Origin of the sequence: Mesorhizobium sp. M6A.T.Ce.TU.002.03.1.1, from assembly GCF_003997275.1 — a bacterium.
Classification (GTDB): domain Bacteria; phylum Pseudomonadota; class Alphaproteobacteria; order Rhizobiales; family Rhizobiaceae; genus Mesorhizobium; species Mesorhizobium mediterraneum.
On sequence record NZ_RZTI01000026.1, the window covers coordinates 13,020 to 26,833 of the forward strand.

The following is a 13,814-nucleotide window of genomic DNA, read 5'->3' on the forward strand; positions in this document are numbered from 1 at the left end:
CTACGCTGGCGTCCATATGTTCGACCGCACATCCAGCCTTAGCCGGTCGCTGTGTGTCAAAGCGATTTAGAGGCGCGACACCGCAAGCCAGTTAGAAATGCGACAGTGACGCGTCTTTTTGGCACGACCTTAGCACCCGATCGGGCCTCAGCTGGTCGTGGTTGCGCAGCCCGATCGGGTGCGATTTTATAGAGCTCCCCTGGCTTTAGCTTTGAGATCCCGTCATCGACACAAATGCAAGGGAACGGTCCGACCGCTTGCGGACATTCGACATGCCGTGGCAGCTTGCTATGGTGAGCCAGCGCATTCCGATACACGTTTTCCGCGCTCTTCAATTCGTCAGGCGTGAGACGGTCGTGACCGCTGCGCCAATTGATCTCGTGGCAGGGTTTGAGAAGCCTCTGGTTCTCGCTGTCGACGGACGAAGCTTTGATCCCACTCGATCAAGAGTGCGCTCTTTGCGAAGCCGGCTATACCGTTGCTCCAGCCCCTGTGCTGAGGCTGAGCGCTTGATCAAGGACAGCCCCCGGCCGCTGCTGTTCTGGACGTGAAGTTGCGGGATGGTGACTGCGTTGAGGTCGCGAAGACCTTGACCGCGGGTACGTTGTTCATCCGGATGAGCGCTGAGCCGAGAAGCGGCCAAGAACGCTTGCCTGTATTCGAATCCTACGGGAACCGCGAAACGAGCGTCCAAGGGACGCAATTCTCCGACGTCGTTCACTCAAGCTCATCTCGCAACTTGAACGCTTGTATCAAGCCGCTGCGTGTGCGCCGGTGGACCGGATTGCTGCATCCAAACCACGTGCTCAGTTCCGCCCCCGCAATAACTCTACCGTCCGAAACGGCTTTCGCGCGCCAGGTCCACCCCACATGAAAGTTCCGCGAGCAGCACGGACGGAGAGGCCGGTCACAACTCCTTCGCGTGCTCTTTTACTACCGAATCAAGTGCCAGATGGAGAGGCACTGCCTTAGAGAACAGGAAGCCCTGCGCGGTTCTGCAGCCAAGCTTGTACAGAGTTTGCCGATCTGCCTCTGTTTCAACGCCCTCGGCCATGACCTCGATCCCGAGCGTCCTACCAAGATCAATCACCGCTTTGACAAGCAGCCGATCCTCCCGGGACTTGGCTAAGCCGCGAATGAAGCCCTGGTCTATTTTCACCTTCCTGATCCGACTGTCCTTGAGCGATGCCAACGTCGAAAAACCGGTGCCGAAGTCATCGAGCGCGATAGAAATGCCAGCATGTGAAAGCCGGCCGAGCTTTTCATCCACTCTGTCCGGATCCACTGGGGCTTCTTCGGTAATCTCGATATCGAACATCGTTGCAGGGAGGTCTTTTGCCGCCAGACCATTAAGAATCATGTCGTCAATATCGCCAGCTTCCAATTCGCGCGGTGAAACATTCATCGCCACACGAACATCACGACAGTCAGCTTTGACCAAGCCCTCGATAAGAGCGCAACAGTCGGCGAATACCGTTTGAGTTAGCAGCTGAAGCATTCCAGTTTCGCGTGCCGCTGTCATGATCTCGGGCGGAGAAATGGGACCGTGAAGCGGGTGAGACCACCTTAGCAAGGCTTCAAAACCGACGACGGCTTCAGTTTCGAGTCTTACGATTGGCTGGAACCAAGGGACCAAGCTTCTCATCGTTATCGCCGAATGAAGATCGCGTTCGATTGACTGGCGGCGTTGCAGTTCCCGGGCTAGCTCGGCATCGAACAGACAAAATTCATTCCTGCCGCGGCGCTTAGCTGTGTAAAGGGCGATGTCGGCCCGCAACAACATTTCCGTTAGTCCGGGGTTTTCAGCCAAGTAGATTCCTATAGACGCTCCAATGCGGACCGATGCGATCCCAGAATAGGGGCGAGCAAGCTTGGCTATGAGATTGGACGCGAGATTGGTGGGAGAAGGAGAATTCTTTCGCGAAGAAAAAACCAGCACGAATTCATCCCCACCGATGCGGGCGAGCGTTGAGCCCTCCGGTGCTTCTTCCTCTATTCGGCGGGCGATCCTGACAAGCAGCTCGTCACCCGTTCTGTGACCGTAGGTATCGTTGACAGATTTGAACCCATCCAGATCAATCAGCATGGCGACAAAGGGCCCATCAGTGTTCTCAAACTGATCGATTGCATGTTCGAGGCCGCGCCTGTTGAGGAGCGCGGTAAGATGGTCCTCCCTGGAATTGCGCTCCATTTCCGCGGCAAGCCGCTCGGCTTGATGTCTCAGGCGGCTCGCGTCACGGAATCGCGCTTGTCCAACGAACGAGGCTCGAACCAGGCCGCCCTCGAAAAGCAGGACGGCAAAAGCCAGAATGTAGTTTTCCAGGGTTCCCTTCGTCAGCAAGCATGCGGCGGCAATGAGGAGTGGCGGTGTGATGAAGTATATCGCTGCCGCAGCATATGAGCTGCCGTACGTGACCGCGCCAGCTGAAATGCCCGCCAGAATTATTAGATGCAGCGATGCTTGAGACGTAGTGTACCCAGCCGTTAGGACGGCAAGGAATGACCAGGTGAATCCCGCCAGAAGAGCAAGCCTGCCAAACCAGCGAAGCCGCAGCCAAACCCGTGTCAGATCATCCTGGACTCCGGGTTCCTTCAGCTGATGACGGGCGAGTGCAAGGCGGGCGGCATTTATCGCATTAACGACCGAAAACCAGGCCGCGCCAGCAAGACCGTTCCCGGAAAGGGCCTGCACGGTCAAAATCAGCCCGGACAGCACAATGCTTATCGGCATTGAGACGAAAAGGCCTGCCCTCAGATCAGCGAGCTGGTCCTGAAGGATTCTCGCCTCCAGCGGATCTTCTTTTTCCAGGGCTGGACGGGTCAGCTTGCTTACTCCTGCTTGTCCGCAGCCTACGCAGCCCCCCTGAAGGACGGGTTAATTCTTCAATCGGAGATCAGCGTCGGGAGCAGGATTACTCGGCGCATGATGCACTCTCTCGCATCGCTCGCCCAGCAAATCGCGCAAAAATGCAACTGCTGGTGCAGTATCACCGCTGGAGCTCCGCCGAAATCCCATGCCGGACAAGGGGAACATGTTGGGCAAAGCGAAGCCCCAGATGCCTTGCAAGCCGTGCCGCCAGGTGGTCTCTGGAGTAGAGTCCAACCAGTATGTTCGTTGCATGGTAGAGCGGCGCCGCCGACAGGCGCAGCCGCCTTTCGTATATGTGCAGCATGTCGGGGTCGCCAACATTGCGGCCGTCGCGGCACGCAGTCATGATTCCACGGGCGAGCTGCTTCTGGCTGCTGAGGCCGATGTTGAATCCGTGAGCGGTCACCGGGTGCATGCCGATGGCAGCGTCGCCGATGAGTGCGGCGCTCGGGGCCCGGAATTTGTGCGCCCACGTCGTGACCAGCGGATAGGTATGGCGCTTGCTTGCCAAGGTCATTTTTCCAAGGCGCCCTCGACACCGTTTCGTCAACTCCGACAGGAACAAATCGTCATCGAAGGCAAGCAGTCTATAGGCCTCGTTTGAGCGCAATGTGAGCAGCAGCGACGACACGCCTTCCGCGAGGGGCAATATCGCTATCGTCTGATGGTGATCGAACCATTCGATGGCGATCTGGTGGTGGGCGCGCTCGTGCCTCACTCGGCAAATCAGCATCGAGTGGCCAAGCCGGTTGATATCGGCGCCGATGCCCAGCAGATCACGCGTGGCGGACAAACGCGAATCCGCGGCAACAACAAGCCGAGCAGTTAAACGCGCGCCATTAGAGAGCGTTACGACTGCTCCTTCTTGGCTGTTTGTTGCATCGACGACCGAGTGGCCGCACAACAGCCGGGCGCGATCCTGCAAGCGGACGATTTTGAACAGCGCCTCGCGGATCCGGCAATTTGGAACCAAAACCCCCAGCGGTTCTCCAGAGTTGCTGGGAGGATCGAAACGAAGAGCGAATGCGCTCGAGCCGTTGAGCACGCGCGCGCCTTGAAGTGCTGATTTGTCCGAAGCCGGGATGACATCCCAGGCGCCGAGCTCGCGAAGGGTTCTGATCGAAGCGTTGGTCAGCGCGATTTCGCGACCATCGAAAGCCGGATTCGCCAGACTATAGAATGTGTTCTGTTCAACAACTGCCACCTTGAGTTCGCTTTGGGCAAGCGACGCAGCGAACGAAAGGCCGACCGGCCCGGCTCCAACGACAACGATGTCAAAATTCTCGTCAGAGCCCATCAGCGTGCCGCCATCCCGTCGGCTATCCTCGTGTAACGGTGGAACTGAGCCGAGTGACATCCGCTGAGCTCCGTGCCCGCCGCATTGCCTAAAGGCGCTGGGCCGCGGGATTCGCATGGATCGGCAACGAAGCACGCAACCCGCTCAGAGGTGGATGCGGCTAACCGAACCCGCCCTTTCGCCGCGCAGCCGCGCAGATCGCCGCCAGCAAGCGAGACACTCGCGACGCTGGTCAGCCACGGCGGCGCCGCATCGATGGCCACATTCCACTTGGAACCCGTGCGCATAGCTACTCACGCTCCACGACGTCGAAGCGGGTTCTCTTGCTAGGGTATCGAACGTAGCGCTCTCTCTCGTCATCCCAGCCAAGGTAGCGGAAACTTTTATGCACGACCGCGCATATCTTCGCAAGAACCTGCTGCATGGCTTCGATGTCGATGTCCTTGCAATTCAGTCGCCGATAGAGCAAAGCCCACGCGGCGACATAGTCGTCGAAATAGCGCGCGTCACTCGAACCAATGATCAACTTCGGACGGTTGGTCGATCTCGAAAACGCACGTCCCAACCCCGATGATGCTCCGCAGCACGTTGACATCACGAGGATCTTCGGCGCTGGATCCGAGCCCTGGAACATTTCTACGAAGTCAGCCCAAAGTAGGCTACCTCGCCCACTGGATGAAGCGATCCCGTCTCCATTGCCGTGCCCAGCGATGTGAAGCACGTCGCACTTCGCCTTGTTCGCTTGGACTACAGCCTCACGAAAATGCTTTCGGTCCAAAGTAATGCGATAGTCCGAGTGGATGTTGAAAGCCTTTAACAACTGCTGCAGGATCGGTCCCTCGTGCTTGTCGTGGTAGTAGTCTTTCGCGTAGTGGCAGTCGATGATGTGAACGGTTTTCATGGCACTCCAGCCGTTTGTTCGTTGATCGTCGTGACGAGCGGACACCACGCGCCCGGAACCGCGTGACGTACGCTGAGTTCCGGTGCCGTCGCATAGCCTCAAGGCGCGGGCCGGGAATCCGGATGGATCGGGAACGACGCACACAACCCATCAAAGGCGAAAGCTGTTGATCGGCCCCCGTTTCCGCGCAGCCACGCTGATGGCCAGCCAGCAAGCGAGATACACACGACCCTGGTCAGGTAAATGGCTGCGCCGTAAGCACAAGGCATAGCCGACCACACGACAGAAAAACCCGGCACCGTGAAGGTGCTGATAATGACGACCAAACTTTCCGTGAGTCATGCATTTCTCCCTCGAAGACTGGTCTATAGACCACACCGATGAGTATGACCCTGATCTGGATCAGCCAGACATGACCAACCGGCACTGTCGGTTCTCGGTCGGGTGATCGATCGCGACGTTCCACTTTGGAACCCGTGCGCACATTGCCAAGCTCTCGTCGGCCACGCGAGGTACTTTCGTGGCATCAGCCGCCTCATATTGGTGCAATGGGAGGCAGTCCTTCGCACGACAGAGGCTTTTCACAAATCGATGTAGTGCGCAGCTTAGGTCAAGGTGGTCATGGAGCATGGACAGCTTGTTCCCGACCGAGCCGGCTCGACTGACGAGCGCGATCCGCGCATCTTATGCACAGCGGATTGAAATCAGCGTTCCGGTTTGTCGTCCCGATCAATTAGTATCCGCTCGGCGGCTCCGTCGAGATCTTCGTATTGACCGCTTCGCAATGCCCAGACGAAGCCGGACAGGCCCAATGCACCCAGAAAAAGGGCCACGGGTATGAGATAGAGTAAGGTCGTCACGAGGATTGTGCCGAATAGCTGACTGCGGAGCGTCTGACTTTTTGAATAACTTGCACCGTCGCATTCGCCATGAAGCCGTGCAAGCGCAATGCGTTTCCAATAACAAGCAGCGATGAGGCAGACATGGCAATCGCCGCTATCAAGGGCGTGACGTGCCCGAGGATGGCGATTGGTACTGCCACCGCATTGTAGACGATTGCGATTGCGATGTTCTGCCGGATCAGGTGTCCTGCCTTGCGCGAGACGCCCAGGGCGAGCGGCACCGCCAGGAGGCTTTCGCGCAGGAAGACGAAGTCTGCCGCGTTGCGGCCAATGTCGACGGCGGTGGCCGGTGCGATCGAGACATGCGCCACGCTCAGCGCCGGCGTATCGTTGAGGCCGTCGCCAACCATCAGAACCTTGTGCCCAACTTTCGCGAGGGTCTCGATGCGCTCGACCTTGCCCGATGGCAGCAGGCACGGAACGAAGTCGTGGATATCCAGCAGCTTTGCCACTTCGGCGCAGGCTGCGGCGGTATCGCCCGACAGCATTTCGATCGACACCCCGTCACCGTTCAACTGTTGGATGCCCGCTCCAGCGTCGGCGCGCAACGCATCCTCGAAAACGAAGGATGCGGCAATCATCCCGTTTCTCGTCAGGACCGTTCCGCCGTAGCCGTGTTTGCCTTCACCGCCAGTTCGAGCCTTCCAGCCGGCCCATCCGCGTCGACCCAGTCGCCAGGTGCTTCCCGCGTCAGTGGCTTCGATTCCAAACCCGGGATGCTCGGTGACAGTATCGAATTTGTGCTGCCCGCCAGGAGCGGCAAAACCGGCTATGGCCTTTGAAAACGGATGGCGGGAATGCGCAGCCATGTCGGCGGCGATTGCCAGCATCGCCGGATCAATCGAGTCCGCATTGACCAGCCGGGGCTGGCCGAGCGTGAGCGTGCCGGTCTTGTCGAACACGGCAGTATCGATCGCCGCGAGGCGCTCCATGGCCGAACCGTCCTTGACCATGATGCCGCTCTCGAAAAGCCGCCGCGCCGCGACCACCTGCACGATCGGCACCGCGAGGCCAAGCGCGCACGGGCATGTGATGATGAGAACGGCGATGGCGATCGTCATCGCCCGATGCCAGTCGCCGGTCGCCGCCATCCAGCCCAGGAATGTCACAAAGGCGGTGAGATGGACCACTGGGGCATAAAGCGCTGAAACGCGGTCGGCGATACGGCGATAGTGCGCGCGGCCGCCCTCGGCGGCCTCCATCAACCGGACCATTTCCGCGAGGAACGAATCCTTTGCGGCGGCTGTCGCCTCAATCGTCAGCGGGCCGGTAAGGTTGAGCACGCCGGCCTGTACTGCTTCGCCCGGCGCCACGTTTTTCGGCGTGCTTTCGCCTGAGGCCAGCGAGCAGTCGAGATCCGACGTTCCCTGGATGATCTTGCCGTCGACGGGGATCCTCTCACCGGCCGCGATCAACAACCGCATGCCTGGTTCGATCTCGCCGACCGGCAGATAGTCGCGCGCGCCGTCGCCGCGCATCACCATGGCGCCACGCGCGGCCAGCTGAGACAGGCCCTTCACGGCAGTCCGGGCACGCTCCCGCATCACATGATCCAGCGTGCGCCCGATCAAAAGGAAGAACAGCAGCGATACCGACGCGTCGAAATAGGCGTGGTCGCCATGATTGATCGTCTCATAGAGGCTCATGGCATAGGCGAGCGAAACACCGACCGCGATGGGCACGTCCATATTCATGCGACCATGGCGCAAAGCATTCCAGGCCGAACGGAAGAAGATTCCGCCGGCGAAGGCGAGGGCAGGAATGGCGATCAGCGCCGAGACCCAGTGAAACAGGTCGCGGGTAGCACCTTCGGCGCCGGACCAGACAGAGACCGAAAGCAGCATGATGTTGCCCGCCGCAAAGCCGGCAACAGCGACGGCGCGGATCAGTTCGGCAAGCGTCTTGTCCTTGTCATCGACCTCGGGTGTGAACAGATGCGCCTCGTAGCCCAGCCTGCCAAGCGCGGCGACGAAGGGTGGGACCTCGTCTCCTCGCCACCGGACCGCGACCCGCTTCGTCGACAGGTTGACGCGCGCGCTTTCGACGTGATCGAGCTTTCCAAGTGCCGCCTCGATCGTCTGGATGCAGGCGGCGCAATGAACCGTCGGCACTGAAAGATCGGTCTGCCGAAGATTGTCGCCAAGCGATCGGCTCGCCAACCTGATCTCCTGGCTGGATGGCAGGACCGACGTGGCGCCGTTCAGATCCAGCGCCATTTCAGCGCCCGGTGCACAACAGCTCATTGCAGCGCTCCATGGGAAATCATAATCCTGCGGACGTCGCGATAGGGTCGTGTCAGGCCGGCATCGGCGTCGACTTCGACGATCCAGACGCCGTCCTTCGGCATATGCTGGGCGGCGAACTCCTGGCCGGAGGCGAGGGCGAGCGTGACGGACTTGTCCTCTTTCTCGTAGGCGGGATGACGAAACAGCACCTTGACGCCGTGCAGAGGAACCGGCTTGCCGGCGGCGTCGGTGAGGCTGTATCGGACTTCGCCCCATGCAATGGTCAGCTTGCCGGTCCAACCGAGCGCTGCTTGGGCGCGGCCGGCCTCGGCCTCCTTGTTGAATTGCTGGCTGGCCACATAGGTGTTCTCGACGACGAGGCCGGTCCAGCTCGTATTGGCGAGCGTGGCCATGGTCAGGTTGACGGCGATGACCACCCCGAAGAAGGTGAGAATGATGGCCAGCATGTGCCTGCCGGTGAATTCGCGAAGCTTTTGGGCATTGGCGGTCATTTGGCGGCCTCTGGCGCGTTGAATGTGGCGGTGTATTCGTTCGACTCGAAGCTCGCCTTATCCTCGACACGGAACTTGAAGGTCTGTGCCGGGGCGTGGATCTGGTCCGCGGGCTGGCGAACGAAGACCTTCAACGTTTTCAGGCGGTCGGGTTCGACCGGGATGGCGAAAGATCGGCCCGCCGGGATGTCGTCGCCGACGACGACCATGTCGGCACCCTTCAGACCCTGCATGGTGACGACGATTGTCCTTGGCTCAGGGATCATGTTGAGCAGCTTCACGGTATAGCCATTGCGGATGGAGCCATCGGATAGCGTGACGAATTGCGGATTGCGGTCATGCAGCACGTTCAGTTCGAGCCGATCGCGCGTCAGCAGCGAATAGAGCAGGCCCAGCCCGATCAGCGACCATAGGCCCATGTAGATGTAGGTGCGCGGCCGGAAGATCTTGCGAATGTGAAAATGCGCCACCTGATCGGAGAAGGTGCCGACAGCAGTCCTGACCAGCGACGGATTGATTGAACTGGAGCCGCCTGCGGTCGCCAGCATCATGTTGGCGTTGTAGTCGGAGAGCGTCGCGTAGGAGATCAGCCCGCGCTCCTTGCCGAGCTTGTCCATGACGCCGTCGCAGGCGTCGATACACAGCGCGCAGGTAATGCATTCGAGCTGCTGGCCGTCGCGAATGTCGATTCCCATTGGGCAGACCGCGACGCAGGCATTGCAGTCGACGCAGTCGCCGACGGACTGCCCCGAGGCTTGCACCTTCTTGGCGTGGCGCGATCGCGGCTCGCCGCGCCAGTCATTGTAGGTGACGGTGAGCGAATTCTCGTCGAGCATGGCTGCCTGGATGCGCGGCCATGGGCACATATAGGTGCAGACCTGTTCGCGCATCAGGCCGCCGAACGTGTAGGTGGTCGCCGTCAACACGGCGATGGTGATGTAGGCGACAGGTGCGGCGGTACCGGTGAAAAGCTCGCCCATAAGTGTCGGTGCATCAGCGAAATAGAAAATCCAGGCGCCGCCGGTCGCCGCAGCGATGACCAGCCAGACGGCATGCTTCGATACGCGCAGCATCAGCTTGCGGGCGGTCCAGGGACCAGCGTCAAGTTTCATTCGGGCGTTGCGGTCCCCCTCGATCGCACGTTCAACGAGAAGGAACAGATCGACCCACACGGTCTGCGGACATGCATAGCCGCACCAGGCACGGCCGACAGTCGAGGTAATCAGGAAAAGTCCAACGCCGGCCATGACCAATAGGCCGGCCACATAGAAGAATTCCTGCGGCCAGATCTCGATGAAGAAGAAGTAGAAGCGCCGATTGGCGACATCGAGCAGCACGGCCTGGTCCGGGGCAAATGGACCGCGAGCCCAAGGCAGCCACGCAGCCAGGTAATAGATGCCAAGGGTGATCGTCATCACCAGCCATTTGAAGCGACGAAAGTTGCCCGAGGCGCGCTTCGGAAAGATCTTTTGACGCGCGGCATAAAGGGGCTTGCGGGTTTTGGCGGAATTGACAGTTTCTGTTTCGAGCCGTGTCAACTGCGTCTTGTCACGCACGTGCAACTCCACTTTCCCAGCCAATGTCAGGGGCACCTGTCGAAAAGCCTCGCGGTAGGACAGCCTTGGCGGGTTGTGCAGATCGCATTAGGAATGGTGTCGAGGCCCGGCTCACGCCGGGCCTCGTCCGCTTGGCAGGGGGGACCGAAGAATAGGGCTTCCATTCCTATTCTCCGCCGCCAAGCGAATGGACATAAACTGCAAGTTCCTTGACCTTGATTTCGCCGAGACGGCCAACCCAGGCCGGCATGATACCCTGCTTTGGCGCACGAACCTGGGCGGCGATGGCCGTCTCGCCGGACCCGTAAAGCCAGATCGCGTCGGTCAGGTCGGGGGCGCCGAATTCCCTGTTGCCTTTTGCATTGTCGCCGTGACAGGCGACGCAGTTCTCGGCAAAGACCTTGGCGCCGGGTTGGATCAGACTTGCATCGCGGACCTTGCCGGAAAGGCTGGCCACGTAGGCGCTGACTTGTGCGATCTGGTCGGCGGCGATGATGTCGCCGAAGGCCGGCATTTCTGACAGTCGCGTGTCCGGATCGGAAGCAAAGCGGAGGCCGTGCGTGATCGTCTGCTGGATCTGGTCGGGGCTGCCGCCCCACAGCCAGTCATCGTCATTCAGGTTGGGAAAGCCCTTGGATCCCTGAGCGCCGGAGCCGTGGCATTGCGTACAGTTGACCTTGAACGCGGCAGCCCCGGCAGCGACCGCGAATTCGCGCAAGTCATCGTCAGTCAAGATCTCCGAGACGCTCTTTGCCTGGATGGCTGCAACATACTTGCCATTGGCGGCCTCGGCCGCGGCAAGGTCGTTCTTGACGTCCTTACGGCTTGAATAGCCGAGCATGCCCTTGGTTGCCGAGGTCAGCATCGGCCATGCCGGGTATGCGGTCGTATAGACGAGCGCCCACGCTATGGTGACGTAGAAGGTAATCACCCACCATCGCGGCAGAGGATTGTTGAGCTCCCTGATGCCGTCCCATTCATGCCCGGTGGTTGAGACGCCGGAGACCTCATCGATGTGCTCGTCGCTCATGATCACTCGTCCTCGAGCGGAATGCGGGCAGCTTCGTCGGCCAGCCTTCGGCTGCCGGGGCGTAGGGCAAAGGCGATGCACCCGACGAAGAACAGCGCCATCGCAACCAGGCCCCAGCTGTCGGCAAACGCCCGCATCAAATTGTAGGTCATCAGCGTTCTCCTCAGCGGTAGCCGGCGGCTTCGTCGTAATTTTTGAAGTCGACCAGTGTGCCAAGCATCTGCAGGTAGGCGAGCAGGGCATCCATTTCGGTGACCTGTTGCGGGTTGCCGTCGAAGTCGCCGATCTTGGCTTTGGGGTAACGCGCCTCAAGGCCTGATGTGTCGGCATTGGGATCGGCCTGCGCCGCCAAATCCGCATTGGCGTGCGCGATCATGTCATCGGTGTAAGGGACGGCTACACGCCTGTTGGCGATCAGATGCGTCGAGAAATCCTTCACGTCGATCGGCGTGTCTTTCAGGAACCCATAGCTCGGCATGATCGATTCCGGCACCACCGAGCGCGGGTCGGTAAGATGCGCGACATGCCATGCATTCGAGTAGCGGTCGCCAACCCTGGCGAGATCCGGCCCGGTGCGCTTCGATCCCCACTGGAAGGGGTGATCGTACATGGACTCGGCAGCCAGGCTGTAGTGGCCATAGCGCTCAACTTCGTCGCGGAACGGCCTGATCATCTGGCTATGGCAGAGAAAGCAGCCCTCGCGCATATAGATGTTGCGCCCGACAAGTTCGAGCGGCGAATAGGGGCGCATCCCTTCCACCTTCTCGATCGTATTGTCGAGATAGAAGAGAGGCGCTATCTCGACGATACCGCCGACCGTCACCACGAGCAGCGAGCCAACGAGAAGAAGCGTGGCGTTCTTCTCGATGATTGCGTGTTTGTCCATCAAGCCCATCACCTGGCTCCTAATCGCGCAGGTCGGATGGCGACGGGGCTCGGCATCGGCTCCTCCTCGCGCTGGTGGCCGAGGATGGTCATGGTGATGTTCCAGGCCATGATCAGGGCGCCGGAGAGGTACATGGCCCCACCGATGGCGCGCATGACGTAGTATGGGTGCATGGCAGCGACGGTTTCGGCGAAGGAATAGACCAGGAAGCCCTGCTGGTCGTATTCACGCCACATCAGGCCCTGCATGATGCCTGACACCCACATGACCGAGGCGTAGACGACGATCCCGAGTGTCGCCAGCCAGAAGTGCCAGGTGACGAGCCGCAGCGAGTAGAGCCGGTGACGGTTCCAGAGCTTCGGCACCATGTAGTAGATTGCGCCGAACGAGATCATGCCAACCCAGCCGAGCGCGCCCGAATGGACGTGGCCGATGGTCCAGTCGGTATAATGCGACAGCGAATTAACCGCCCTGATCGCCATGATCGGGCCTTCGAAGGTCGACATGCCATAGAAGGCGACGGCCATCACCATCATGCGGATGATCGGATCGGTGCGCAGCTTGTCCCAGGCGCCGGACAGCGTCATCAGACCGTTGATCATGCCGCCCCATGACGGCATCCACAGCATGATCGAGAACGCCATGCCGAGCGTCTGCGCCCAGTCGGGCAAGGCGGTATAGTGCAGGTGATGCGGGCCAGCCCAGATGTAGAGAAAGATGATCGCCCAGAAATGGACGATCGACAGCCGGTACGAATAGACTGGCCGGTTCGCCTGCTTGGGCACAAAGTAATACATCATGCCGAGAAAGCCGGCGGTGAGGAAGAAGCCGACCGCGTTGTGGCCGTACCACCATTGCGTCAGCGCATCTTGGACACCGGAAAAGGCGGAGTAGCTCTTGGAGCCCAGGAACGAGACTGGCATCGACAGGTTGTTGACCACATGCAGCATCGCGATGGTCACGATGAAGGAGAGGTAGAACCAGTTGGCGACGTAGATGTGCGGTTCCTTGCGCTTCAGGATCGTGCCAAGGAATAGGATAAGGTAAGCGACCCAGACGATGGTCAGCCAGACATCCACATACCATTCGGGTTCGGCGTATTCGCGGCCCTCGGTGATGCCGAGCAGATAGCCGGTCGCGGCCATGACGATGAAAAGCTGGTAGCCCCAGAAGACGAACCAGGCGAGATCACCGCCGAAGAGGCGGGCGCGGCAGGTGCGCTGCACGACATACAGAGACGTGCAAAGCAGCGCGTTGCCACCGAAGGCGAAGACGACACCGGATGTATGCAGCGGCCGCAAACGGCCGAAATTGAACCAGGGCTGGATGTTGAGATCGGGATAGGCGAGCTGAAGCGCGATCACCACGCCGACCAGCATGCCGACGACACCCCAGAACACGGTGGCGATCGCGCCGTAGCGGATCGGACCGTCCATGTGAGCGGATGGGTCGATCGGAGCTGCTGGCTTGAACTCCGTGTTGCGCAACAGGATCGCAGTGAAACCAGCCACTGCGAAGAACAACACCCACATATGTCGGCGGAAAGGTTCATCCACGCCGAAGCCGGCGGCCACCAGGGCCGCAAAAGCGAACACGCTTAGAAGGACGATCTCAGTGCCGAATTTCATTGCAGATC

Annotated in this window: 11 protein-coding genes; all 11 read right to left on the bottom strand. The window is 60.0% G+C overall.

Annotation, left to right across the window (positions count from 1 at the left end; all coding sequences use genetic code 11):
• Nucleotides 1–907 precede the first annotated feature (907 nt).
• Nucleotides 908–2,731 (bottom strand): EAL domain-containing protein, encoded by a 1,824-nt coding sequence (locus EOC93_RS11025; protein ID WP_245461434.1) that lies wholly within the window; start codon nt 2,729–2,731, stop codon nt 908–910.
• Between the two features lie 256 nt (nt 2,732–2,987).
• Nucleotides 2,988–4,169: a 5-demethoxyubiquinol-8 5-hydroxylase UbiM gene (gene ubiM, locus EOC93_RS11030; RefSeq protein ID WP_206073007.1), complete on the bottom strand. Its 1,182-nt coding sequence runs from the start codon at nt 4,167–4,169 to the stop codon at nt 2,988–2,990.
• A gap of 286 nt (nt 4,170–4,455) precedes the next feature.
• Nucleotides 4,456–5,067: a hypothetical protein gene (locus EOC93_RS11035; protein ID WP_095488532.1), complete on the bottom strand. Its 612-nt coding sequence runs from the start codon at nt 5,065–5,067 to the stop codon at nt 4,456–4,458.
• 704 nt (nt 5,068–5,771) lie between these two features.
• Complete coding sequence (gene ccoS, locus EOC93_RS11040; protein ID WP_095488533.1) at nt 5,772–5,927, bottom strand: cbb3-type cytochrome oxidase assembly protein CcoS; 156 nt, start codon at nt 5,925–5,927, stop codon at nt 5,772–5,774.
• Complete coding sequence (locus tag EOC93_RS11045; RefSeq protein WP_127204621.1) at nt 5,924–8,212, bottom strand: cation-translocating P-type ATPase; 2,289 nt, start codon at nt 8,210–8,212, stop codon at nt 5,924–5,926. Before EOC93_RS11045 ends, ccoS begins: the two co-directional genes overlap by 4 nt.
• Nucleotides 8,209–8,706: a FixH family protein gene (locus EOC93_RS11050; protein WP_095488535.1), complete on the bottom strand. Its 498-nt coding sequence runs from the start codon at nt 8,704–8,706 to the stop codon at nt 8,209–8,211. The genes EOC93_RS11045 and EOC93_RS11050 overlap by 4 nt, the downstream gene beginning before the upstream one ends.
• On the bottom strand, nt 8,703–10,262 hold the full coding sequence (gene ccoG, locus EOC93_RS11055) for a cytochrome c oxidase accessory protein CcoG (RefSeq protein WP_095488560.1): 1,560 nt from the start codon (nt 10,260–10,262) through the stop codon (nt 8,703–8,705). The genes EOC93_RS11050 and ccoG overlap by 4 nt, the downstream gene beginning before the upstream one ends.
• A gap of 166 nt (nt 10,263–10,428) precedes the next feature.
• Nucleotides 10,429–11,292 carry a cytochrome-c oxidase, cbb3-type subunit III gene (gene ccoP / locus EOC93_RS11060; protein WP_126105063.1) on the bottom strand — a complete coding sequence of 288 codons (864 nt, stop codon included), beginning with the start codon at nt 11,290–11,292 and terminating at the stop codon, nt 10,429–10,431.
• Between the two features lie 2 nt (nt 11,293–11,294).
• The gene (locus EOC93_RS11065; RefSeq protein ID WP_024502864.1) at nt 11,295–11,444 is read right to left on the bottom strand and encodes a cbb3-type cytochrome c oxidase subunit 3; all 150 of its coding nucleotides are present in this window, start codon (nt 11,442–11,444) and stop codon (nt 11,295–11,297) included.
• An 11-nt stretch (nt 11,445–11,455) separates the two neighbouring features.
• Nucleotides 11,456–12,187: a cytochrome-c oxidase, cbb3-type subunit II gene (gene ccoO, locus EOC93_RS11070; RefSeq protein ID WP_095488537.1), complete on the bottom strand. Its 732-nt coding sequence runs from the start codon at nt 12,185–12,187 to the stop codon at nt 11,456–11,458.
• A complete protein-coding gene (gene ccoN, locus EOC93_RS11075; protein ID WP_127204622.1) occupies nt 12,187–13,806 on the bottom strand; it encodes a cytochrome-c oxidase, cbb3-type subunit I in 1,620 nt (539 codons plus the stop codon). The genes ccoO and ccoN overlap by 1 nt, the downstream gene beginning before the upstream one ends.
• Between the last annotated feature and the right edge of the window lie 8 nt (nt 13,807–13,814).